Origin of the sequence: Paenibacillus auburnensis (assembly GCF_927798115.1) — a bacterium.
Taxonomy (GTDB): domain Bacteria; phylum Bacillota; class Bacilli; order Paenibacillales; family Paenibacillaceae; genus Paenibacillus_AQ; species Paenibacillus_AQ auburnensis.
The window spans coordinates 139,102-163,171 of the sequence record NZ_CAKMMG010000003.1; the positions used below are offsets into that span (position 1 = coordinate 139,102).

Annotated in this window: 23 protein-coding genes and 1 riboswitch; of the genes, 3 read left to right on the top strand and 20 right to left on the bottom strand. The window is 49.1% G+C overall.

What is annotated here, in order from left to right; translation table 11 throughout:
- Window positions 1-21 precede the first annotated feature (21 nt).
- Entirely contained in the window at window positions 22-1,599 is a 1,578-nt protein-coding gene (locus L6H70_RS14645; RefSeq protein WP_236334296.1) for an alpha-L-rhamnosidase-related protein, read from the bottom strand.
- A gap of 272 nt (window positions 1,600-1,871) precedes the next feature.
- Between L6H70_RS14645 and L6H70_RS14650 the strand changes: the two genes are divergently transcribed.
- The 3 genes from L6H70_RS14650 (at window position 1,872) to L6H70_RS14660 (ending at window position 4,549) form a co-directional block, all read left to right on the top strand.
- The gene (locus tag L6H70_RS14650) at window positions 1,872-2,327 is read left to right on the top strand and encodes a nuclear transport factor 2 family protein (RefSeq protein WP_236334298.1); all 456 of its coding nucleotides are present in this window, start codon (window positions 1,872-1,874) and stop codon (window positions 2,325-2,327) included.
- Between the two features lie 105 nt (window positions 2,328-2,432).
- Entirely contained in the window at window positions 2,433-3,020 is a 588-nt protein-coding gene (locus L6H70_RS14655; protein ID WP_236334300.1) for a TetR/AcrR family transcriptional regulator, read from the top strand.
- A 101-nt stretch (window positions 3,021-3,121) separates the two neighbouring features.
- Complete coding sequence (locus L6H70_RS14660; protein WP_236334302.1) at window positions 3,122-4,549, top strand: MFS transporter; 1,428 nt, start codon at window positions 3,122-3,124, stop codon at window positions 4,547-4,549.
- A gap of 644 nt (window positions 4,550-5,193) precedes the next feature.
- Here the strand turns inward: L6H70_RS14660 and L6H70_RS14665 are convergent.
- The 19 genes from L6H70_RS14665 to L6H70_RS14755 all read right to left on the bottom strand — a co-directional run bounded on the left by L6H70_RS14665 (window position 5,194) and on the right by L6H70_RS14755 (window position 24,048).
- Window positions 5,194-5,481 (bottom strand): hypothetical protein, encoded by a 288-nt coding sequence (locus L6H70_RS14665; RefSeq protein ID WP_236334304.1) that lies wholly within the window; start codon window positions 5,479-5,481, stop codon window positions 5,194-5,196.
- Between the two features lie 335 nt (window positions 5,482-5,816).
- A complete protein-coding gene (locus L6H70_RS14670) occupies window positions 5,817-6,122 on the bottom strand; it encodes a hypothetical protein (RefSeq protein WP_236334306.1) in 306 nt (101 codons plus the stop codon).
- Window positions 6,123-6,531: 409 nt separating this feature from the next.
- Entirely contained in the window at window positions 6,532-7,050 is a 519-nt protein-coding gene (locus tag L6H70_RS14675) for a hypothetical protein (protein WP_236334308.1), read from the bottom strand.
- 69 nt (window positions 7,051-7,119) lie between these two features.
- A complete protein-coding gene (locus tag L6H70_RS14680) occupies window positions 7,120-7,317 on the bottom strand; it encodes a hypothetical protein (RefSeq protein WP_236334310.1) in 198 nt (65 codons plus the stop codon).
- Between the two features lie 62 nt (window positions 7,318-7,379).
- A riboswitch (cyclic di-GMP riboswitch) is annotated at window positions 7,380-7,474 on the bottom strand.
- 351 nt (window positions 7,475-7,825) lie between these two features.
- Window positions 7,826-8,125 (bottom strand): iron-sulfur cluster assembly accessory protein, encoded by a 300-nt coding sequence (locus tag L6H70_RS14685; RefSeq protein WP_236334312.1) that lies wholly within the window; start codon window positions 8,123-8,125, stop codon window positions 7,826-7,828.
- 125 nt (window positions 8,126-8,250) lie between these two features.
- Window positions 8,251-11,004 carry a hypothetical protein gene (locus L6H70_RS14690; protein ID WP_236334314.1) on the bottom strand — a complete coding sequence of 918 codons (2,754 nt, stop codon included), beginning with the start codon at window positions 11,002-11,004 and terminating at the stop codon, window positions 8,251-8,253.
- Window positions 11,005-11,037: 33 nt separating this feature from the next.
- Entirely contained in the window at window positions 11,038-11,892 is an 855-nt protein-coding gene (locus L6H70_RS14695) for a copper amine oxidase N-terminal domain-containing protein (protein ID WP_236334315.1), read from the bottom strand.
- Between the two features lie 75 nt (window positions 11,893-11,967).
- A complete protein-coding gene (locus tag L6H70_RS14700) occupies window positions 11,968-12,816 on the bottom strand; it encodes a copper amine oxidase N-terminal domain-containing protein (RefSeq protein WP_236334318.1) in 849 nt (282 codons plus the stop codon).
- An 87-nt stretch (window positions 12,817-12,903) separates the two neighbouring features.
- A complete protein-coding gene (locus L6H70_RS14705; RefSeq protein WP_236334320.1) occupies window positions 12,904-14,769 on the bottom strand; it encodes an Mbeg1-like protein in 1,866 nt (621 codons plus the stop codon).
- Window positions 14,769-15,602 carry a hypothetical protein gene (locus L6H70_RS14710; protein WP_236334322.1) on the bottom strand — a complete coding sequence of 278 codons (834 nt, stop codon included), beginning with the start codon at window positions 15,600-15,602 and terminating at the stop codon, window positions 14,769-14,771. The genes L6H70_RS14705 and L6H70_RS14710 overlap by 1 nt, the downstream gene beginning before the upstream one ends.
- 100 nt (window positions 15,603-15,702) lie before the next feature.
- Complete coding sequence (locus L6H70_RS14715; RefSeq protein WP_236334324.1) at window positions 15,703-16,950, bottom strand: alpha/beta hydrolase family protein; 1,248 nt, start codon at window positions 16,948-16,950, stop codon at window positions 15,703-15,705.
- Window positions 16,951-17,061: 111 nt separating this feature from the next.
- The gene (locus L6H70_RS14720; protein ID WP_236334326.1) at window positions 17,062-17,361 is read right to left on the bottom strand and encodes a WXG100 family type VII secretion target; all 300 of its coding nucleotides are present in this window, start codon (window positions 17,359-17,361) and stop codon (window positions 17,062-17,064) included.
- Window positions 17,362-17,413: 52 nt separating this feature from the next.
- Window positions 17,414-17,776 carry a WXG100 family type VII secretion target gene (locus L6H70_RS14725; RefSeq protein WP_236334329.1) on the bottom strand — a complete coding sequence of 121 codons (363 nt, stop codon included), beginning with the start codon at window positions 17,774-17,776 and terminating at the stop codon, window positions 17,414-17,416.
- A gap of 22 nt (window positions 17,777-17,798) precedes the next feature.
- Window positions 17,799-21,689, bottom strand: a complete 3,891-nt coding sequence (gene essC / locus L6H70_RS14730; RefSeq protein WP_236334331.1) for a type VII secretion protein EssC — start codon at window positions 21,687-21,689, stop codon at window positions 17,799-17,801.
- On the bottom strand, window positions 21,679-22,521 hold the full coding sequence (locus L6H70_RS14735) for a DUF5050 domain-containing protein (protein WP_236334334.1): 843 nt from the start codon (window positions 22,519-22,521) through the stop codon (window positions 21,679-21,681). The genes essC and L6H70_RS14735 overlap by 11 nt, the downstream gene beginning before the upstream one ends.
- Window positions 22,522-22,535: 14 nt before the next feature.
- The gene (locus L6H70_RS14740) at window positions 22,536-22,766 is read right to left on the bottom strand and encodes an EsaB/YukD family protein (RefSeq protein WP_236334336.1); all 231 of its coding nucleotides are present in this window, start codon (window positions 22,764-22,766) and stop codon (window positions 22,536-22,538) included.
- Window positions 22,767-22,785: 19 nt separating this feature from the next.
- Window positions 22,786-23,262: a hypothetical protein gene (locus L6H70_RS14745; protein ID WP_236334338.1), complete on the bottom strand. Its 477-nt coding sequence runs from the start codon at window positions 23,260-23,262 to the stop codon at window positions 22,786-22,788.
- A gap of 33 nt (window positions 23,263-23,295) precedes the next feature.
- A complete protein-coding gene (locus L6H70_RS14750; RefSeq protein WP_236334340.1) occupies window positions 23,296-23,775 on the bottom strand; it encodes a hypothetical protein in 480 nt (159 codons plus the stop codon).
- A gap of 15 nt (window positions 23,776-23,790) precedes the next feature.
- On the bottom strand, window positions 23,791-24,048 hold the full coding sequence (locus L6H70_RS14755; protein ID WP_236334341.1) for a hypothetical protein: 258 nt from the start codon (window positions 24,046-24,048) through the stop codon (window positions 23,791-23,793).
- Window positions 24,049-24,070: the final 22 nt, after the last annotated feature.

Genomic DNA, 24,070 nt, shown 5'->3' on the forward strand with positions numbered 1-24,070 from the left:
CTCAGGTTGTTCATGCTGTCCCTATAACTTATATTTACGGATCAGATAAGTTGGTGTACAGCTCCAGGCATGACAATAGCTGTTAATCAGAGGGCTGCCATAGGGGGAAAAGCTCTTGTCCTTGGGATCATACAGCTCCCAGAACGTATCCGCTCCGTCTTTAATCATTTGCCCCCAATACTTCTTCATCCCCCGGATGGCTAATTCCCTCTCGCCGACCTGAATCAGCGCCTCGATAAAGTGATGTACCATATACGGTGTAGACATCGGAATTGCAGAATTCTCGTCATCCAGAAGCCTCAGCATAAGTTCCTTCCCGTGCTCTGGTACCAGTACTCCGGCCAGCACCATCCAGATTTGTGATGCATACGATACCTGTCTTTGGCTGCCGCTGATGAAATAGCCGGACTCAGGATCCCATAAATGCTCCATTGCAGCTTGCGTAAGCGTTCCGATCACCTGCTCCAGCTCATCCTTTCTTTCATCTCCGAGCAGGCTGGCCAGGTGCAGCGCGCGCTTCAAATTATAAATTAAGATCGCCTGGGAAGGAGCCTGCTTGTTGAGTTTGGGATGCCAGTCAATGAAGGACCACCAGCTCTCGTCATCGGTTACGATCCCCCGCTCGTCCAGCCGCTCAAGCCCCAGCTCTATCTGCCGGTAAGCGGACGGCCACAGCTCTTCAAGTGTGCTCAGGTCCTCCGTAGCCAGGAAATAATCATGAAGCGTAGCGACAAAAAAGAGCGAATAATCATAGAGATACGTATCGTCCGCTATCACCTGCGGCTTCATGAACAAATTTGCTGTGATCCTGCCACGCTCATCCGGATAGGCTGCGAACAGATACAGACAGCGTTTCACCAGCTCATTGCCCGAGAATGTCTCATAATTGGCGAGCGCCTGAAGGCGCAGATCTCCCAGCCACAATCTGCGGTCCCGCTTAGGGCCGTCTTCGAATACCTCCTGCATACACTCCTCCAGTGTTTTTACGCTGACTTCATCGATCGCCTGCAATTCCGGGTCTGTATGGATAAGCGGAGATAGAGCAGACCGGTCAGCCGAGGTTACCGCCGTGCAGCTGATCTCTTCAAAGGATACCTTATATTTGGGTGAGGTATCGAGAACCTTCAGCTTGAGATAACGGAAGCTGTATCGCCGCTCCAGGTTCAATATGCCGGGGAGCACATCGAGATGAACCCGCTCCTCCTGCAGCCAGGAGCTGCTGAGCCATCCGTTATATTCGGAGAACGGTTCCGCCATCTCAACGGGCATTTCGCCCAGTGTGATTTGCAAATGAAGCGGTGCATCCGGCGGGCTCCCTACGGGAACGATCCGGATGGCCAGCTTTCCGACCAGATGTTCTCCGAAATCCAATATTACCTCTTCACCTTTGCCGAATAAGAGGTCAGCGAGGTCTTCCGCGTTTTGCACCCCTTCGGCCTGCCAGCCATGGATCATATGTTCATTCTTTATCACATGCACAATCTGCTTAGGGCTGCACTCCCGGTAAATAAGCCGGGGTTTCAGCTGCTCCGCGACTGCGGCAAATGCCTCATTTTTATGAATGGTTACTGCTTCCTGACGCTGCATAGCTTGTGTCATGAAATCTGTTCCTCCTTCGGTATGCTTCTCACCTCTTCAGTAAACCTTATTTCGGACGGAGTGAATATGCAGTGAATACAGCAAGTATTGCTCATATTACAGGTTCGAGTTAATAAAATTTTGAAATTAATTATTGACTGATCGATCCGGAATTGGTATTATGAATTCATCAAGAACAGGAGGTGCTGAGTGGTCAAAAGGAACGATTATTTTTTTGATTATTTCAGACCAATTGGTCAAATAAACTATTATCCAAATTGGAGGAACAAACGATGACAAACCAAACCGTAACGCAAGAAGCAGTACGTGAAAGAGCACAAGAGGCCTTCCGCAATCATCTGAAGCATCTGTCCGGCGGCGACATTAAGGCATGGGTTGACCTGTGGGATGAGAATGGCCTGCTCGAGTTCCCATACGGCCCCGCAGGGTTCCCGGATCAAAAGCAAGGCAAGGCTGAGCTTTATGAGTACATGCAGAACTTCCCGAAACATTTTGAGGTTCAATTCACTGATCTTGTCTTCCATCTGACGGTGGATCCCGAGCTTGTTATTGCGGAGTTCAAGTCTACCGGCAAGCATCGGGAAACAGGCAATCCTTACAACCAAACATACATCAGTGTCGTGGAGACCAAAAACGGTCTGATCACACGTTACCGCGACTTTTGGAATCCGCTAGTGGCGATCGAGTCCGTCGGTAGTGTTAACGATGCTGTACGCTTCTCGGAGTAATTCGCTGTAGAGTGACAGACCTTCTCTCTCACTGCCTTTTACTTCCTCTTCTTGACTGAACATTCTAATATCGCTAGCATGGTAGATGAGAAAGGCGGTTATCCAATGGCAAGAAACAAAGAATTCGATACCAATCTCGTACTGCATAAAGCGATGGAGGTGTTCGGGCATTATGGCTATGAAGGAACCTCCATGCAGCTTTTGCTCGAGGGCCTCGGCATTGCCCGTCAAAGTCTGTACGATACGTATGGCACGAAACGCGACCTTTTCCTAAAGGCGGTTAATCATTATGTGAATGAAAAGTCCTCTGCGGTAGTCGCTTATTTGGCGGAGACGGCGTCTGTGAAGAAAGCAATTACGGATATATTCGAGGTTATCGGTGAGACGCTCAGAGACGAGCAGCATCGCAAGGAGTGCTTCATTCTCTATAGCGCTATTGACCAGGTTCCGCATGACCCCGAAATTGCCGTGCTGTTCAATGAGGATAAAAAACGGCTGGAGCAGGCACTTTACGATGCTCTGGTCCGGGGAGTGCAGCAGGGCGAGTTCAGCGCCAACCGGGATTTGCAGGCGCTAGCCCGGTACTTGTACCATGCACGCTACGGGCTAACACAAGCGGCCAAATTGTCGGATGATCCGCTCGTCATCGAGCAAATTACTAAGATTACGTTATCTGTGCTGGACCAAGAATGAAGCGTCGCAAGGGGCTTCATTCCTTTTTACCCATTCCAGACCGAATGGTCAAATAAAATTTATTGCAGACACTGTTGTCTGCACGCGAAGGAGACTCGAACATGAACGCAACAAAATACAAAGGATTGGCGCTATTTATATTGGCGGTCTCGCAGCTGGTCATGGCACTGGATTATACCATTATTTTCGTGGCAATGCCGTCTCTGGGAAGTGAACTCGGATTTTCAGCGAATCATCTCCAGTGGGTGGTCAGTGCATATTCCCTTGCTTTCGGGGGTTTCCTGCTGATCGGCGGGCGTTTATCTGATTTGATGGGGAGAAGACGCATGTTCATAATCGCGATGGCGCTCTTCGGTCTCGGCTCGCTCATGGGCGGATTGGCAGAGTCGCAGCTTATGTTAATCGCGGCTAGAGGACTGCAAGGACTAGGCGGGGCGCTGCTGTCGCCGGCTACCTTATCGCTTATTATGTCAAACTTCAACGAGGGGCCGGAACGTAACCGTGCGATGGGCATCTGGGCATCCATGGGCGGTGTCGGCATGTCGCTTGGCCTGCTGCTTGGAGGGGCTCTAACGAGCTACGTCGGATGGGAAGCGACCTTCCTGGTGAATGTGCCGATTTCACTTCTAGCCGTTATTCTCGCACCGTTCGTATTGACTGAAAGCAAGGCACCGGCAGGCGCCAAGCATTATGATGCGGCTGGTACACTATCGGTAACTGCTGGTCTGCTAAGCGTTGTCTATTATTTGATTCAAGCACCGGTCGAAGGCTGGGTCAGCGCATCGGTACTTCCTTTCGCTTTGACCGGCGTGCTCCTGCTGGCTGCTTTCATAGCCATTGAAAAACGAACAAAGGAGCCGCTGATTTCCTTCCGCATGTTCCGCAATCGTAATCTTACAGGTGCAGCACTGACAGCGTTTCTGTTCTCGGCTTCATTCGGCTCGCTGTATTACTTCCTGACGCTGTATACGCAAGATGTGCTGCACTATTCGGCTATCCAATCGGGCTTTAGCTTCCTGCCGCTTACACTGAGTGCCTTCGTCGGCGCCAAACTCATCAATACCATGCTCGCAAAGGTCGGCGTGGCTGGTACGATCGCCGCAGGCATGGGGCTTGGAGCCGTCGGGTTCCTGATGCTGACGGGATTGTTTGCGAGCGGATCAGCTTGGAGTATCATTCCGGGTACAGTGATCATCGGTATCGGTCAGGCGCTAGTCTTTACAACGATGTTCATCGCGGGCAGCGCCGGTATTGAGCCGAACGAGCAAGGCATCGCTTCCGCACTGATCTCGACAGGTCAGCAAATCGGCGGAGCTATTGGTTTAGCGGTGATTATGGCAATTATCTCGGCAAGCCTGGGAACAGGATCAACTCTCGAACACCTGCAGCCGGCGGATCTCAACTCCGCGATCCATACTGCGTTCCTGATCTCCGCTGCGACCACGCTGCTCGGCATTCTGGTAGCCTTCCTGGCCCTGAAGCAGCCAAAGCCGAAGTTGGATGAGATCAAGGTAACGGCAACTCATTGAGGGAGATGATTGTAACAGGACCGAAAATTATTAAAGCAGCAAAGACCTAGGGTGAGAACTCTAGGTCTTTGCTGCTTTTACAGTTCGTTCTTCACTATCCTTGTCGCCCAAATCCTCTTCATCGTTGCCGTCTGATTTACGTTCAATCCCTATATGGTTGCTGACAGGATCGTACAATTACGTCAGCTGTTCCAGGGTTTTCTGGAATTGATTACTGTGTCTCAGCTCTAAGAGCTGATCTGCGTCGTCATATGTATATGTGCTTTCTCCTCAAGGGACTTGTGATTTTTTTTTAAAGACAAAAAGAAACCACATGGAGTTGTTACACTCGCATGTGGTTAGCTCAATACTTCTATAAATATTCTTTCCAGGTATTAAACAGATCAAAAAGTTGATTTTCATTTGCACTTTTTTCTATTTCACTAAGAGAGCAATTATTTACAACCGCAATAGGATTTAACCCAGCTTTCTTGAATCCTGTAGATAATAGGTCGATTAACATACACATAATTCTTTGGTTTATATAGTATTCCCCATTTCAAAGTACTATTTTCATTTAAAAAAACTGCTCCAAAATAGATGCCGACATCAATAATTAGCGAACTTGTCATATCACTAAATTTGAGTGTCTTGCTAGAGACCTCTTACTTCAGCCAGTCAGGAACTGCATCTATGTCTTCTTCTAACTCTTCCTCCGTTTTAGGAACCATTTCTATTTGCTGAATAAACCAAGACCACAGTTTAACTAATGATTCCTGAGACAAATTCAAATCCTCTTTATTGCCTCCCTTAGTCTCTACATAAAAAGCAGTTAGGGTTTCAATTCTCTCAGGTGCCTGTGAAGTGAACCAATCAAAATAATGGTTTGCTTCTCTTTTCGTCATAATATCAAATGGTATGATTTCAAAGGGTGCTACTAACTTCGGATACAAAACGACTCACCTCATTAATCGTTATTAGCTTTCTGCACACTTGCTTGTGCTGTGAACAGGCTCAGCGTCGCTTCTGACTTGAATTTCATCCATTTTCAGACCACCTTATAATACATTAATTATGAAACCAAAAAACAATATAAAACTGATCAGAAGTAATATACAACCAAATATTCTTTTAAATACTATAACAATAACTGGAGGATCTTTAACTGGCTTCATTAATTCATATGTTTTATAGTGTCTCATATATTTAGGGAAACATATAAATCCTATGCCAATTAGAAAAATTACAATTGCTTCGATAAGTAACATGAAAATCCCTCACGCAAATTTTATTTTTTTGGATTGATTACGATTTCACTATCTCGATTATTATTCATCTGAATATGTTGCCCTACCTTTGTTTCGAGTTTATATTCCCTTACAGGAGTTGCGATAGTTATCAAGGTTTCCACATACATTCCTTTTTCAGCCAACAGATTAACCAGGAAGGTCATGCTAAGGCGCTCACCGCCTGCACCGTACACCTTCCATTTACTGCTGTCTGCTTCCGAGACCTCGAGCGGCTCTGTAAGGCCAGGCTTAAGGCATTGATAAAGTTCAACTCCCAATGCTCTTTCTTGTACTGCTGATCCCATCCGTCCCGTGGTCCACCTGGATGCATGTCCGGATACTCTTCATCCGTCCAGCCGCATTTCTTCTTAAGTCCCGGTGGAATAAAGCCTGGTAGTACGACTTGGCAGTTTTCCGTCCCATTTTCGTTGCCATTGCCGTTGCCGTTACCATTGCCAGTACCGCCATGGGCGTAATCAATGGTCATCTTCATCCGATTACCATAGCTGTCGTGGTGTAACAGGCAAGGTAATTTATTAGTCTAAAATAAAGAAAACCACAAGAGCATGTATCTCTCGCTTACGGCAATTCTTGAAGCAAATTATTCCATTTTTTCCGAAGTTCCTACTAAAATGTCTATTTAAATTTACATTATTTAGCCGAAGCAAATGAAAGATCTATTAGCTTACCGCATTAAGTGTCCACAAATTCGTCCTAATCATTATTCCTTTCTTTTACGGAAATCATTATTTTAGACATTTTAAATAAATTAGCTTGATAATGTTTGCCCTTTTTTGCATCTATATAACCTGGGTACAGAGAATACGTGTATATTTCACCATCCACTGTAATCTTAACTTTATCGCTGGTTTTGTACTGACTGTAACGATCGATAATCATAACCTCTTTTGAATGATAACCCAATACAAATGCATCCATTGAAAGTTTATATATATCATTAATCATGAAAAGAATTAAAATAATTAAAGGAATTCCACTTATTAAAACAAAAACTATTCTTTTGAACAATCCATAAAATGATTTCAATTTCCTCATTAGAAATAGTGATAGTTCTACCAAAACCAAATAAAAAATAATCCACTCACGAGTTAATTCGAAAAGAAGTGCCCTACGTTCATAGCCTTCATACCTATGAAAAAGTACCACTAGTATTAAACATAGAATTATTAAAAAAGATACTCTCAGGATATTCCTGAATTTAATTTTCATCATAAATTACCCTCATTTTAATTCTTGAGAAAAGCCAGTACCAGATATAATAGATACTGTTCTCTCTCTAATTCATTTACCAAAAGTAGAACTTGTGACTGTTGATCTTCCTTCAACTAAGTTTGGAGTTTCAAAATACACATTACCAAAGTATTTTGATATTTTCTTAAAAGAATCTTGGGTTACAATCCCATCAGCTTTTTCCGCGGATACCTTCTGCCCTGTGGGTATACCTGCCATTATCAATCCTGCGGCCAGTAGCCCTGCCAACCATTTTTCGATACACTCTTCATGCTTCTCCCCCTAAAAATGACAACAAAAAACCAAGCCTCTTGAGTAACCCGGCTGCCAGGCCATGAATGAGATCATGACGGAAGGCCCGTGGCTTTGCGTCCCCGACTTTCGTACGAGTTTGCCTTTGTTCAAGCACTTGGTTTCCCATTGATAGTGCTTTATGTATAGTTAAAACGTCTGACATCATACAAAATTATACACAGAGCTACAAGTTATTACCATTGTATTTTTTATAGAACACATAGAAACTAAGTAGTTACAATTATTCATGCAAAAAAGGCTCCCTTACCGTTACGGTAGCAGAGCCCTTATTGATTCATTGCTTATTCTTGTAAATACTCCATAGCTTGCAGGCGAGGACCTTAGTGTACACGCTTAAATCCTTTGTTCTTGTTAAGGCTCAATCTCAAAATCAGAGCTTGACTATCCGCCCAACATGCTTATCCATTGAATTCCCCACTTGTCCGTTTCTTGATTTTTTCGCTTATTTTTCAAGAAAACCGGTAGATGGATTCGTGATAAAGAAGCCCTCTTGCGGCACATAAAAATATTGAATCCAAACGCCATCCAATAGCGGCTCACGCGTATCCAGCAAAACCTCGATCCCCTTGTCGGTAGCGACAATTTCATCATGCTCGGTTGGCGTATCAAGGGTCACATCATAATGGCCGTGATCCCCGTGATTCTGTGTAATGACTACACGAATCTTTTTGCCTTCCGCTTCCTGAGTGCTCAGCATATCCTTCAAAACTTTAGCTGCATTGCGATTAATTTTACATTTCATCCTCTAGCGACCTCTATTCTTCTTAAGATACAGTAAGAAGCTTATTATAACATATATTAAGGTACTATATATAATTTAGTGTAGAGAGTGAGTTGTCCACTTTGATGTTCTTTATTAGCTATGCCTTAGTTGTTCAGATCATCGTACATTGACCCCTTAACGCTCACCCGGATTTCATCCAGCGGCTTGATCCCAACCAGTTTACCAAGAGTATGGTAAGCGTTCGTGCTGGATGACAGATCAACATCAGCAATCCAGGCTTTGACATAATAATTGCCGTCTGACATACCGGCATCTGTATAGATCGGGGCATTGTCCGGATTAACAATAATGCTGACAGTTGTCTTCTCCGTGATTTTGTACATATGCTGGCCGTCTTTGACAAACTCCCGGTACAGGAAGGCATCATTGCTTCCTTTGGTACTGGACTGTGAATATCCTTCAAGGATATTCTTCCAGAAGATATGCGTCGCCTCCAAATTGTTCCGGTCCTGGGAGTGATAGATTTCCTCCACTTCCTTGGAATAGCGGGAACTGTCCGTGGACCGGTCCTCTACAAGAATTAGCGGCAACGCATTGACGCCTTTGGCATTCTCAACACTCAAGGCGGCAGGCTTACGGACAATCGTATTGCCTGTACGCTCAAGCGGCTCGTTCAGGAGATTGACCGGAACCTTATTGTTGTTGATATAGATCAGGTCACTTTCGTAACGGAACGAATCAATGACGGCTTTCACCAATTCTTTGTGATCCTTCGTATCATCCTTGTTGGGCTTATACGTAACCGTCTCCAGTGTAAAGTTATACACGCCGGCCGGGTTAAAGTAATATCCTGACTTAATCGGGTAATCGGCATTCTGAAGCTCCCGGTCCGTAGCGAATACTGCTCTGTCATAATCCGCTTTATTGTTAGTCATTTTTCTGGCCGCTTCTCTGCCCTGACGGTAAGCGTCGGCCATAGTCTGTCCTGTCTTCCAGACCAGATTACCGATCCCTTGCTGCGTGAAGGTCCGCTCGTACTGGCCGTTCACATCAGTCCAGTTGCTGAGGGCTCCGCTTTCGTCTGCATGCGCCATCCACCGGATGGTATCGATTTTATAAGGTTCGGTGGTCCACAGCAATCTTTTGCTCAAGGAATCCCTGGCATTACCTTCAATCTTGTCCTGGTATTCCTTATCAGGGATATCTTTGCGACCGTTGTAGATGAAGGTATTCACGGTAATCGAATCCTCTCCCGGACTAAACGGGGCAGAGGTGCTGCCGGACTCCTCGTGCGTCTTACATTCCCTCATCGGTTTGCCGTCCGTACCGCTTACTGTTTTGCAGGACTCATACGTGTGAATGTAATTCCGGTTTACTTCTCCGCTAAAGCTGACAGTTCCCGTTTTTGCGCGCGGCGTGTAGGCATTGCCCGGATTCAGCCACTCTCCCCCCAGCGGGTTGTCTCCGAAATCCGTCCGCTGCAGCTTTGCAGTGATGACAGGAGTTCGCGTAATGGTCGTCGCAGCCTCATTCACTGCCGGGTTATTGTTCACCTGGAAATTACGGAGCAGGCCAGGCATACCGTTAACTACATTAAGCGCACCTACAGCGTTGCCATTCCACCGGGAACTACCCGGAAGCTTCAGCACTGCTGTAATTTGGTTGCCATTAGCCAGGGGGAAACTAATCTCTCTGGACAGCACATTATAGTCAAGATCATATTTCTGTTTGACAGCAGGCATTGGCTGCACGAGCTTCAGCGTGGAACTGACCGTATTGTTGGTATAGACTACCTCTTCCGGAGACTTCCCGTAGTTCACCTGCAATTTTATGCTGACGCTGGTCTCCGGCATGATGAAGGATGCGTACAGCATCCTTTCACTGTTGCCCGGTATCGTAATAGGACCCGCCGCCTTTCGTTCGTGGCCTCTGTAATTGGCTGGCACCGTTTTGCCGCTCCCGTCTTTGATCTCCCAGGCGAAATCCGTTGTCCGGTCACCATCGAACGTGGAGTTGATCCTAACGCCCACCGTCACAGAGTCCCCGGCGACAGCCCCCGAAGGGAAGCTCTCAAAAGTTGCGGACAAATCATCCACCTGCAGCACGAACGGAGCAATCGGAATCCCGAGATACGTCAAGCTGCCATCGGGATGATTGATATAAATCCGGCCTGAACCCCAGGACAGGAAGGTAGGCGGCTGAATGACCTGTACATAGTCCACCCAGCTGCCTCCCTTGGAAGGTGTGGAGTTGAAATCATATACGACGCGGTCTTTATACCCGGCGTTCATGTTATTGTATATGAACTCGCTGTATGTTTTGCCGCCGTATTCCAGATTGAGGCCGGTCAGGATAGCTTGCTCAAAGGTTCCGTTTGAATTGGCGAGGTAATTATTCGAGGGGTCAGAGTAATGGTTGAACCTATTGTTCTTCACTCCGACCCGGGGGTTCAGCCACGGTTTCTTCACCATATCAAAATCCTGAATCTTGGTGCCGCTCCATCCCGCATACCAAGGGACCCCTTCGGCGGATACAGAATCACCTGTTAGATTATATCCTGAATATGGATACATATTATTCTTATGCACAAGCCGCTCCCCATGACTCGCCCCATATACCATTTCAAACGTATATTCTCTACTGTCAATCCGCTTCTGCAACAGATCTTCCCGCAGTTTCCCATTGTTCGTTTCCTGCACATAATAATTCAATTCATTGTATAACTCTTTCATATCTTTGTTGATATACTCCCGGGCTTCAGCCGGGGTCTGGGGAAAGTCCTCAGGAACGACTGAATTTCCTGTACCTACTGAGAATATCGTACCCGACATAAGCTGCAGCGCCATCACGGCAGACAGCATGATAACCGGGTATTGTATCCATTTTATTCTGCTCACTTCTTTCGAGTTCTCCTTCCCCATATCTAACGTCTATTTAGGTTCAAGCGTAATAGCCACATCATTATATTCCCTGGAATTCACTAGGATGGTATAATTCTGAGCGGAAAACTCCTTCATTGCCAGAATATCGCTAATTTTCGTCTTTGTTCTTGCATACTTCATAACCGAATCGACCACGCTATTTTCAACTTTCTGACGTAAAATAGCCTCTGCGTCTTTCGCTCCCTGTACCGGATCAGAACCGTCATCACTGAAAACAATGGTAAGCTGCAATAAAATTTGGCCGGCTGTCGGATTTTCATTCTCATATACGGTCATCCCGGACGCGGTAATATAAGCCGGTTCAAGATTAGGCCCCATCCTCACGTAATCAATCTTGAACCCGTGAACGTCAGCTGTCTGAGTCCCTGTGGACGGTACGGCAGTCATTCCTCCGCTTCCTCCACTTTCTCCGGTCGTAATGTATACCGTTTTCACGGAATCATCCCAATTCACATTGAGACCTAGTCCCTCATGGAGAAACCGCAACGGCACGAACGTTCTGGACTGCTTAAACAGTGCAGCAGTATCCATCTGTCTGGTCTTTCCATCTATGATGTAGCTGCTCTTGCCGATGTAGATAACCATCGTCATGCCATTCATCACAATTGTAGCCTTCTTGGCTGATGCGTCCCACAGGACCTTTGCTCCCAGAGCCTCTGTAACGAACCGTACCGGCAACTGAACGCGCTGCTGGTCATCAATGAACGGCTGGGCATCAGGGAAGCTTACCTTCTGTCCATCCACCACTACTCTAAGCGGTAAACTGGCGGCACTCGCCTGGAAAGAGGATGAGAACAGCGTAATAATCAAAAAAACGGCAAGCAGACTTGTTAATCGTTTCATGAATTATCCCTTCCTTCTATATAAGTCTTAATGAATGGAGGATTGTGTGCTGGCCCATTCCCTTTATCGGAGGTTTTATCTTAGCGCAAGGCTAATAGCTACATCAGCATATTCCTGAGAACCGACATAAATGGTGTATTTCTCAGAAGTAAATGTTTTGTCCGGCAGGATATCGCTTCTTTTCGTTTTGGTTCTTGCATACGCCATAACCGTATCAACAACGCTCTCTTCGACCTTCTGACGTAGAATGCTTTCGGCATCCTTTGCCTCCTGTACAGGATCAGCCCCTACCTGGCCGAAGACAATGGTAAGCTGGAACAGAAACTGCCCGGCTTCCCATTCATCATTCTCGAATACGGTCATCCCGGATTTAGTGATATATACTGGATCGAGATTTGGCCCCAACTTCTCATAATTAACCTTGAATCCGTGGACGTCAGCCGTCTTTGTTGTTGCAGTAGACGGTGCAGTAGGTGTTGCTCCGCCTGCTCCGGTCGTAATGTATACCGTCTTCACGGAATCATCCCAATTGACATTGAGACCCAGGCCCTCATAGAGAAAACGCAGTGGTACGAATGTTCTGGATTGTTTGAACACCGCAGCGGTATCCATCTGTTTCGTCTTTCCATCCACGGTATAGCTGGTCTTGCCGATATAGACGACCATGGTCTTGCCGTTCAAGATAACGGTTGCCTTCTTGGCTGGTCCGTCCCATAATACTTTGGCGCCAAGTGCTTCCGTAACGAACCGTACCGGCAACTGAACGCGCTGCTGGTCATCAATGAACGGCTGGGCATCAGGGAAGCTTACCTTCTGTCCATCCACCACTACTCTAAGCGGTAAACTGGCGGCAGTCGCCTGAAAAGAGGATGAGAACAGCGTAATAATCAAAAAAACGGCAAGCAGACTTGTTAATCGTTTCATAAAATATTGCTCCCTTCGATATAACTGTAATTAAATGCTGGAACGTGAAGCCTGCCGAAGGCTGCCAGTGGTCCCTTGTACCAATGATCAGGCACGGGCCAGTGCGGATAGTCTGGCCTCAGTGCTGCGGTAAGTATACACAGAATACTTGACCGCCTCCGACTGCTGCTTCAGTGTTTCTGATACGCGCCGTTCCTTGGCTCTGACTTCCTCACAGACACTCTGAAGTTCTCTCAGTTGAGCACGGACATAGCTTTCCGGGTAGGCGCCGGATACGCTGGCATTGACATCGGAGGCGATGCAGAGGATACGCGATATTACGTCCGAGATCTGATCTTCCTTCTGTTTCAAGCTTTCATGCAGCGCCTCAAGCCGGTTCAGGTTGGCCTTGATCTGAGCTGCTCGTGCCGCACTTGCGGCTGAGACTGCAATTTTGGCCACCGTCTTGATCTTCGATTTGATCTCACCGATCAGCTTGTCCGTAAAGGAACGGACATCAGATACGATTTCATCTTTCTTGCGGGTGATCGCAGATTTGACGGAATTAAAGATATCCCCCAGCTTTTTGACAGCCTGATCCTTCAGTTTGATGAAACGCTCCTTCTGGGCTTCCACAAATTTGATCGTATCCGCTACAAAGCGGTTAAAGCCATCCTTCAGATCCTTGAAGAATTGCGTTACAGCCCCCTTGACCTGCTGCGTAAATTGCACAACCTTGCTGCCGATCAGTTTGGCGGCATCGACTGCCTGAAACACAAGATTAGTGATGTACTCGACAGCTTCGTCGAAGAACGTCTCCACCATCTCCGTAATGTTGGCAATCCCTTCCTTGATCCACGGAATTACCTTATCGATAATGAATCCGATAACATACAAGGCCAGCACTACCTTTAAGGCACCAACCAGTACAGCAACCGGTCCGGCAATGAAGATGGCGGCTACCGCCGCAGCCGCGAAGAGAATATGCTGAATTTCAATATCACCGTCCCAGATTTTGAACACCTCCCGGACCAGCGTTTCCTTGAGGAAATTCGGCACCACCTCCAGCCCCACGGTGACATGGTGCACTATGTTGGGGATTACGGCACGCATCTGGGAGTCCGACCGGTGAAAGGTAGACTCGTCATCCTGAGCGAATGAGAACAGGGAATGATGCGAGAAGCCCGTTAATTCTTCCGATGTGGTATCGATATATATACCATCTGACGGATTTGTGAAGAGCGCCGGGACGATATCATGCTTGTTGCGGAATTCTCGGATCTGCCCGTTCTCGTTCATCTCGTCAATCCGGCTCTGGAATTGCGCCAGCAGGCCCTTGTTGAAGCCAGGCGCATTATAGGTCGAAGCCGAGATCAGCCTTTTTCTCTGTTCATCAGTCATAACAAAAGAAGAGTACAGCGCCAGGTTTCCTCCGAGAGAATGACCTGTCAGGTACAGACCATAATCGCCACCTTGGCCAAAATGTCTCATATATTCCGCAGCGTCCCTTTGCTGCACCGATTCAAGCTCGTACGCAGTCGTTCCGTTGTTCTTCCAGTCGTTCCGGTAGTATGGCTTATCGAGCGGCTCGCTGCCGCGGAAGGCGGCCACTTGTGCCCCGTTCTTCGTATCTACGGTAAAGGCGACAAAACCAGATTCGTTCTGTCTGTTATTAGACACAACGTTAGTGATTTCCCAGTCCTGATATTTATCTGTATCCATAGTGTGGAGAAGCTGGACCCATTGTTTCCATTCCTCGACTCCATTCAGCTCTTTAGGGTAACGCTGTTTCAGCTCCTTTAAGCCTTCACCTGCGGTATAGTAGTCGATTACTTCCCCAATGGTGATTTTTTCACCCTTCTTGATGTATAGGTTTTCGATATCCGTGTTAATGCCTCGACTATTAATAATATCCAGGTATACCAATTGGGATATGTTTTTTAATTCGACTTCGGTGAGCTTATTGTCGTCCATCAGGCTCCACCTCGTTGTCCCAAGCTTTCAATCCTTTTTTCCTTCCAGGTATCAAAGTAGGAGTTGATTTCCGCCCGTGTCTCTTTGATTTGCCCTTGGGCATTTAATTTGTAACCAACCATTGTTGCGATAAGAATTTCTCCAGTTTTCTTTTCCATATTTAATAAATGAACATTGACAGAGGAACTAGAGGACCTGGCTTCGTCTAACCGTTTGTATCCCTCAGGAGTGAGAAAAACCCAGGTTACTGTGCTGCTTACATAGTGATGCTCGGTCAGTAGCTCAGCAAATTCCAGATATTTATCAAGCTCCTCTTCCTGATCCATACTTCCCTGTTCGTCAACATAATTGCTGCCATCGAGATAAATAGAAATCAATTGAGTGTTCATAGGATAAAGTTTCAAAAATTCTGTATAGGACATTGACGTATCGTTCTCTTCCGGATAGGTCAGCCTGGTGTCATTGGCAATATCAATTCTGGCGTCCGGCCAATATTTTCGGGCCAACTCCTGAATCTTCGGTTCTTCGTTCCGCGCCACCCGCTGATTCAGATACTGATCATAAATCTGCTTGAAATCCTTTGTGATCTCCACCGGCACTTTCAGGGTCGGATCGTTCTTCGGACGCACAATCGCCTTCAGCGTATTGTTATTCATCGTCCCCCAGCTTCCGCCAATCCCGTCCAGTACAAATTCCTCACCGTATTTCTTCTGCATGGATTTCAGAATCTCTTCTGCAGCCCGTTCATCCCGAGGTTTACCGCAGCCGAATAGGCTGAATAGCGTTAAAAATGCCATAGGAACCAGCACCGCCTTTCTTATCATATTGTTCAAGCACGTCCACTCTCCTAACCTCATCAATTAAATCCCGCAGTGAGTCTAATATCCTCCCTGACGTCCCAACTTGTTGCTCCAGGCTTTCCAGCCTTTAACCTTACTCTTTGAAATCAAAATGCAGATCCGGCCACACAAATGCCGCGTTCAGCGACATTTCCATCAAACCGTCCAGCTCTCCTGTCATTTGCAGGGACAGCCATTCCAACCTGGCAGTCATGGGTTCAGCGAGACTGGTAAGAAGTTCTTCCAAAAGATCCGGCATCCGGCTTCCGTCCTGCCCGTACAGAATTAACACGCACAAGAAAGCTTCAGTGATCCGGTACAGCTCTTCAAGCAGGGCAGATGCTTCCTGCATAGCGGACTCGCTGTGCTCCAAAAAAGCTGCTCCCAGTTCCTCTTGTCCCAGCTTTCGTGCATGACTGTTCATATCCGACTTCCAATTCCGCCAAATCGCCTGAACATGCCGGTCATATTGCGCTGCAATTTGCGTGAGTGCTTCCCGGATTCGGCCCGGATCCATCCGTTCGCTAAGGGGTAGCACTGCATGAAACAGTTCGCCCGCTCCGCTGTCCTGCAGACCGGCTACCCGGAGAAAGGCAGCCGAGACTTCATCAAGCCTGCTGCCTTCCTCAAAGAGAATGTTCAGCTTCGACAACAATCCGAAGGCTTCCCCCGAATGGCCGGTGATGATATCCCCGCTGGAATCGGTCCTGTACCAGTGGCAGTCTGCATGCCCGAGCTGCGGTCCACTGGCAGTAACGTCCGAAGGTCCGGCGAACTGGAGCCTCTCACTGTGATTGCCAAGGGCAGAAATCATACTGTTATGTGCAAGGATGTTCCGGATCTGCGCCTGGCTGGTTCCCTGTGCCTCCGATAATTGCCCGATTCCGGGTGCATCAAAAACGACGCCATAAACGTCTTCCGCAAATCCAGCAGCGTACAGCGCCAAAGTCCCGCCAAGACCAAAGCCGGTTACGAAGCAAGCTCCGCTGCCTCGGTTGGCGCGAAGAAACTGGGCTGCCTGCTTCATCAGCGGATTCTCCCCGGATAGCAGGGTCTTCAGATTCTCAAGCAAGTCATCCGGTTTATATACGAAGATAATCCATCTATCATCATTTTCATTAGTAAATGCATAGCCTGCCGCTTCCGGCGCGCTCCATCTGGCCGCCAGCTTCAGATCAAGCAGTCTGCTGTCTGCCGGTGTTTCTTCTGTCACGGATCGGGTATCCATGTCCTTTTCGTAATCCGGGAGCATTCCGCAGATGGTTGAACCCGTCTGGACATCATTTGGTACAGTGTCCATGAACGAGGCCAGTCTCAGGTATTCCTTATCGTTCAACTTCACGAATGATTCCCTCCAGATCCTATGTATAGAACCCTGATAATATAGAGCATGACAAGGCAGTCAGACCGGTATTCCGGCCTGTTTGCCCTGCCTGTCAGACGATTCTTCTTATTATCTTCCGCGCAGCTTGCTGGCCATTTCCTGCTCAGCCTGCTGCTTAATGTTAGCGATTTGAGTAAGGTTCTTGCTGATATTTTCTACACAAGTAACCAGTTCTTTGAAGCTAGGCATAAGTCCGTCGAACTGCTGAACAAATGCGGTTTGGGACTCGCCTTGCCACCAGCCGCTTACTCCATGAATTTCCTTTTGCAGCTGATTGATCAGGGTCTGGGCATTATTGGCTTTGCTGCTGATTGATTTGGCAACGCTCAGAGCCTGATCCGGACTAAAAGTTAAATTGTTACCTGCCATTCTATTCACCTCCTTTCAAGTGCATGACTACCGCTTAATTGAATACGGGTATTTAACGGTTGTTCTGGGCCCGTTGCTGCTGTTCCCTTTCTCTTTCCCTGCGTTCCCGCTCTTTCTCGGCAGCGAGGCGTTCGGCCTGCCGCCTCTTCTCAGCGCGTTCCTGCTCAGCCCGCTGCACCTCGGAAGCGACCCGCTGGACCCCGCTTTCAAGCTGCTTCAGGCTACGCAGCAGCGCCTTCATCTCACTGTCCAGCGCCTGGTATTGCCCCTGCAGTGATTTGGAAGCCGTGCCGGACCAATATTCTTCGGCCAGGCGGTACTGGGCCTGCACCTCCATTGAAATCCGCTGCACATCTCCGGTTAGGCCATTGATACGCGCAGCGTCTCTTCTAATTTCGGATGGGCTGATCGACATAATCTCACCTCTGCTCCAGAATTTAAGTTACGGGTTGCAGACTTGCGGTTCCTTTCTTCAGCACGGCGCAGCGTAGCCCGGTGTACCTGTTCTTAACGATCAGATAACCATCGCCCTGCAGCATGTTACGTTCCTGCGAACCGTAAGGATAGGATACCGAATACAAATTTTGTTCCTTGATCCGTCCAAGGAGAATTCCCGTCTGTTCCTCGCGAATGACCTTGCCGAGACTGTCCCAGTTAGATGCAAGTTCGGAGGTATTGTCTGCGGCGATTACAGAGATTTTCAGTCCACGATCCTGCCGGATAATCCGTTCAAGCAGTTCGTGAAGTGCGAACATCTCATTTCCGGTGAACTCACTCAGCTTATCGATGACAAATACAATCGGATTCCAGCCGGCGGCGAGCAATACGGGATCGCCTCCTGACATCCGGCAGGCAACCAGCTCGGAGCGCCGCGATTCCAGCTTCTCCTTGAAGACTTCCACGAATTCGAACATGTCTTCCACTCCGGACAAATCCTTCACATAGGAACGGTTCATGATTTCGTAAAGCCCCATTCCTGAGGAATCGAGCGCATAGACCTCAAGACTCTTCTGCCGCTCGGCAAGCAGCGTAATCCAGGATACGAGCAGCGTGCTCTTTCCGGACATCGCGTCACCGGCGACCATAAGAACCGGAGTGGACTGCAGATCAATATGGACAGGCTGCAGATCATTGCTGGACAGCCCGATGGCCAGCTTTCCGCCTTCCCCGGGCAGAGCGGCCAGATCAATCGCTGCCGGCATGACAGGAATCGGCACCGCCCGGGTCGCTGCGGCCTGATAGAGCCGGTCGATGATGGCTTCGGTACGAAGCTCCCGGAACTCGGGAAGTGCAGTCTGGAACTCGAGCGGCGGCTTGCCGCGGACAAGTCCCCGGCCCGCGGTCTTCCCAGGCTCCAGTCCTTCGGTCCGGCCGACTATTCCGTCATATTCGCTTTTCTCCGTCATCTGCAAGCTGACGGCCATTTGGAAATTGACCGAGAGTTTATAGCGAACGAGCGCGCTGTTCGTCGCCGTTGCAATGAGATAAATACCGTATTTAAAACCTTCACGTGCCAGCACTACCATCTGGGTGTCAATGTCCTCATACGTTTCCGACAGCGCGAAATAGTTGTCGATCATCACCAGCACGGCAGGGAGCTCCCTTCCACCCCGGCGGTAATCCGCAAAGCCTTCACTGCCTGCCTCCTCAAAGAGTCCCCTTCGTTCTTCCATGATACGGAAGATGAACCGCATGAACTGGTCGATCTTCTCTTCCTGCTCCAGGGTCATAATGCCGCCGACATGCGGAAGCCGTTCCAGTGACTTCAGCGAGCTTCCTCCGAAATCCATGACATAAATATGGACCTCCTGAGGTGAATACAGCAGCGAAGCGGACAGGCACATTGTCCGCAGCAGGACCGTTTTGCCCGTTCCCGGAGCGCCGTATATGAACAAATTGCCTTCTCCGGCAAAATCAAACTCCAGCGCCTCCTGCTTTTGTCCTCTCGGATCGTCAAGCAGTCCGACGGGGATGCTTAATAGGGCATCACGCCTCGGCCGTGCATTCTCGCGTTCCCAGTAATTGGCGGTTATGATCTCTTCCAGGTATACCGTTTCGGGAAGCGGCGGCAGCCAAGGTCCTTTAACTGGACTAATACCGAACCGTTCAGCAGTCAATGTAATATGCTCGACCATCGCCTGCAGCTGGGAAGGCACCTCATGCCGGGCGATCTTCTCTTCTTCCAGCGGATATATCTGTTCATTCCGGCCGGTAACAGACACTTTATAGATACGCTTTATCTGATTTTCCAGCTTCTGCAGCTCACCTTGCGGGTCGTAATCCGCTCCCGAGAAAGCTGACTGGAATAGCTCGAAGATTTCGTCGTTCCCCACCTGAATATACGCGCGTCCCGGCTCTTTGATCATGGCTGCATCAGGCCGCTTAATCACATCCCGGCTGTCTGCTTCATCCTGCACCTTGAGACAGATCTTGAATTTCGAGTTGCTCCAGATCTGGTCGTCCACGACCCCGGCCGGTTTCTGGGTGGCCAGAATCAGATGGACCCCCAGACTTCTGCCAACCCGGGCCGTACTGACCAGCTCCTTCATGAAATCCGGCTGATCCTGCTTCAGCTCGGCGAATTCGTCGGCAATCATGATCAGGTGGGGAATGGCCGGCATGCCCTGACGGTCCGGCCGGCTATAATACAGCTTCTGATACTTATCGACACTGTTGACTCCATGCTCCGAGAAAACGCGCTGTCTGCGCATCAGCTCACTTTTAATGGATAGCAGTGCCCGGGCAGTCTGATTGCCGTCCAGATTCGTAATCGTCCCTACAAGATGAGGCATGCCCTTGAAGGCATCTGCCATGCCGCCACCCTTGTAATCAATAAGGACAAAGGCGATATCATGAGGATGATAGTGAATGGCCTGGGAGACGATTATGCTCTGCAGCAGCTCACTTTTGCCGGACCCTGTGGTGCCCGCTACCAGTCCATGCGGCCCGTAGCCGGTCTCATGCATATCAAGATATAAAGGTTCCCCGCCAGCCCGCACACCGATCGGAACGCTCATCCCCATATATGTTTTATTCCGTGTCCAATTCAGCAGCACATCGGTATCGGTCACCTTTTCCGCTTCCAGCATTTCCATCAAAGAGACTGAGGAAGGAAGCGCGAAGCTGGCATTTCCCTGCTTGATTCGCAAGGGGGCCAGTTTTCTGGCTGCAAAATCAAGACCCTTCAAGTCAGCCCGGTCAGGCGTAAAGGCCGTTTTTTCTCCGGTAGTCCGGTTAGCCATTTCTCCGCTGTTGCCCTGCAGGTTTACCACAGTTTTGCAGTTCATCGGCAAGTAAGCCGTGTTGGGAGCTACAAACACTGTAGATACGCCGAGCTTGGCGTTGCCGTTATACAGATATTTGCCGATCAGCTCGTTCTCCAGCAGAGAAGCATCCTCAACGACGAACAGGTAATGCGGCAGCGCTCCGCCTCCCGTGGTCCGCAGTTCCCGGTCTTTGAGAATGCCGTACATTTCGGACAGCACCTGATGGGCCAATGCCCTGCCGCACAGGATGAACCGGACATTCATGCTGTCATCCCACAGATGAGGCAGGAACTTCAGCCAGCTCCAGCGATCAAGCCCCGCATCATCAGTTAATACGACGATGCGCACATCATCATACCCTTGATGGGTAACCACCTGAAGCAGCATCGATTTCAGCATCTCCCCTGTCTTCACGGCATCACCGGCAAGACCGCAGATTTCCTGCTCCAGCAGATTGACCGTAATCGGTACGCCGGACACCTTCGCGTAATCCATCGCGAGCCGTTGGGGTTCCATGATTAGCGGATCAGTTTCCATAACAATCGCCTGCTTCGTATAACGAATCTCTACCGCAAGCGGAGCACTGCCGACGCCCAGGCGTACCGCCAGGAAGTCGTTATGGACCGGCGTTTTCTCCCACAGCCTGTTGTCAGTTTCCATAATCCTGCGGATGCATTGCTCCGGCTCAGGGAACATCTCATTCATGGCCGCAGTCTGCTGCTCTCTGGCTACAGACAACTCACTGCGCGTATCGGAAATGAACTGGAGATACTTGCTCTCACGCTCCCCTTTCTTATGCTTGTATTTGCGGATCTGTGTGACGGCTCCGCCAAGCGATCCGACCAGCGTCATTACAGTGGTGGCGACCGAGATCAGCAGGAAGATCGACTGGGAGGTCATAGCAATCAGCGCTGTAATCACCAGCATCACGATCGGCGGCAGCAGCAGCCCGTACCAGGAAATTTCCGGCTTCTCCTGAAGCATCGGCGGATTCGGAACTTCGACCTCACCGCCTGGAATATCCGGCAAAAACCGCGGCTGTCTTCTGAACTCAGTATTCATGTTCCATCCCTCCCGTCAGCGGAAGCTTCGTAGCCTCTCCACCCGCCAGCGGCAGCCGGTACCATTCCCGGTGGTGGCTGAAATAGATTTCTCCGTCCAGCACATGCAAATAATCAGCACTCTCCCCGCTGATGCGGATACTGCTTCCCGACTGGGGATCGACGCGGGATAGGCTGCTGCCGTTACGCCGGTTGGCGCAGTACAGGTAATGGCCATCCGTATTAAGCGAAGCGGCGGCAATTCCCTCTACAACCGTCGATTTCCCGCTGGTGAGATCAAGCAGCTTCAAGATTAAACCGCTGCTCCGGTCAGCATAGGCCAGCCGGCCGCCGACACGGACCATCCGTCCTGCGGACTCCGGACTGAGTGTCTCCGCTTTCCTCCCGTCGGCTCCGGTCATCCGGATCCCCTGACCGGAGGCGAATATCACGGTTTCGTCCTCCAGCAGGAGGAATCCGTTCACCTTCTCCTCTACCAGCCGGCGGTCAAATCGGCCGTCCGCGGCACAGCAGTACAGGCAGCCGTCTTGTTCATCGATATAATAGACCATATCACCGTGAAGAAGCGGCTGGGCGCAGGGCTTATCCAGCAGCAGCTTGCCTTCGCGTACGTCCGGAGCCGACCGGAAGAGGCGGTTGCCACGCCGCTGATCGCTGTACAGAATCCCGGTGCCCTCACTGCTGTTCATGAACCACATCAGGCTGTCCGTAACAATGTCAAAGCTTGTATCGTTATGTATGAGATAAGTACCGGAATATCCCTTGATGTCGGTAACAAGCAGGGAGTCCCCGCTCCGGTGAATCAGGCCCCCGTTTTGCAAATTGCCGTTCATGGTATTTCCCCTTCCTAGATGACGGTCAGCAGCGCACCATGGCACACGCCTTGTTCCTCGAGCGTTTTCCCTCTTTGCAGAATCCGCCCGAGCGGTTCGGCCTGCAGCATCTGCTCCGGTCGGTTCCCGAAATGAAGACTTTCGGATAGCATGTCGAGCAGCGGACCGACCGGTACGAAGGCCGGGACTTTCAGATCGGTCTGACGGCCGTCCTCGGTCTGCAGGGTAACCATTATGTAGTTCATAGAAGCCCCTCCCTTATCCTTAGTTCCTGACAGAGAGCAGATAGGTCCGCTCACTGATGAGTTCAACCTCACCTGAGCTTCCGGCTTCCTCGGCAAGCTGCAAAGCCTTGGTCTTGAACTTGTAAGCCGATCTTGCGTCGATATTCACCTGGGTGACTACCCGGCCGTTCAAATCGGTGCTCTCTACAAAAGCGAATCTGACCGTAAAATCATTGAACTTCCCGTCATTGGAGATAAAAGTAACCTCGTCCCCGGAATCATCGGATACACTGACATTCAACGTGTCCTCAAAGGCATCGGCAAAATAGTCCCTGAATCTTTCCTCATCCACTCTGGCATCCAATCCGCGAAGAAGCTCAACTTCAAGACTCCGGTCCCTCGCTGCCCGCAAGGCATTAGATACGGCGGAGCCCAGGGTTACCTTCTCCCTGAACAGATTAGCCAGCTCTACAAGCGGCTGAATCACAATAGAAGCCATAATAACGACCAGGATCATAACGGCTATATTCCTCACATAATTCCCTTCCCATTAGTCCGTATAATAGTCCAAATCCTTGTAATGCTTCAGACCTGTAGTCGACATGCTGAACGAGACGGGCAGCTCGCGTTCCAGCTTCTCCCCCCACAGGGTAATAGTAAAGGGATACACGGCCCGGATCTCCACTTCGAGTTCTTCACCTCTTTGCAGGTAAGGTTTATCCATCTCGGAGCTGTTATAATAGACCGTCTCATCATCGTCGCCAATGGCGCTGCGGCCATCCGCATTCGTAACCAGAATCTCAATCTTGTCTTCCTTATCCCGGAAGATCGGCCTCTTCTGCAGCCGCTCCAGTGCATCCTCGTAATAAGTTTCCTTCATATAGTTATCCCCGGCCACAATCTGGGAGACATTATACGTTTCGGTAATCAGCGTCAAATACCACGGGAAGAAAAAGGCTAAATTCAACAGCAGCAGAATCGCGACCGATGATAATATAACGCCGAGTACCGCCTTCGCAACACCACGCATATCGCAACCTCCGGATTAGGACGTAGTCATTTCTTTGATCTGTCCAATAAACAGAGTCCATATATCACTGATCCATGTATTTAAAAAGGTTCCGGTAATCAGTGAAACCACCGCACCAATAATTACAATGACACCTACCGTAACTGCAATCTCTTTCACCCCTACAGCGCCGCGCTCATCCTCCAGCATCCGGCGTATCCGGGTAACCGCAACCGGCTTTGCACTTATTACTTCCTTACCTGACTGTTCGTTCATCTTTAACCATCTATTCATATTAATTTCCTCCTGATCTCTT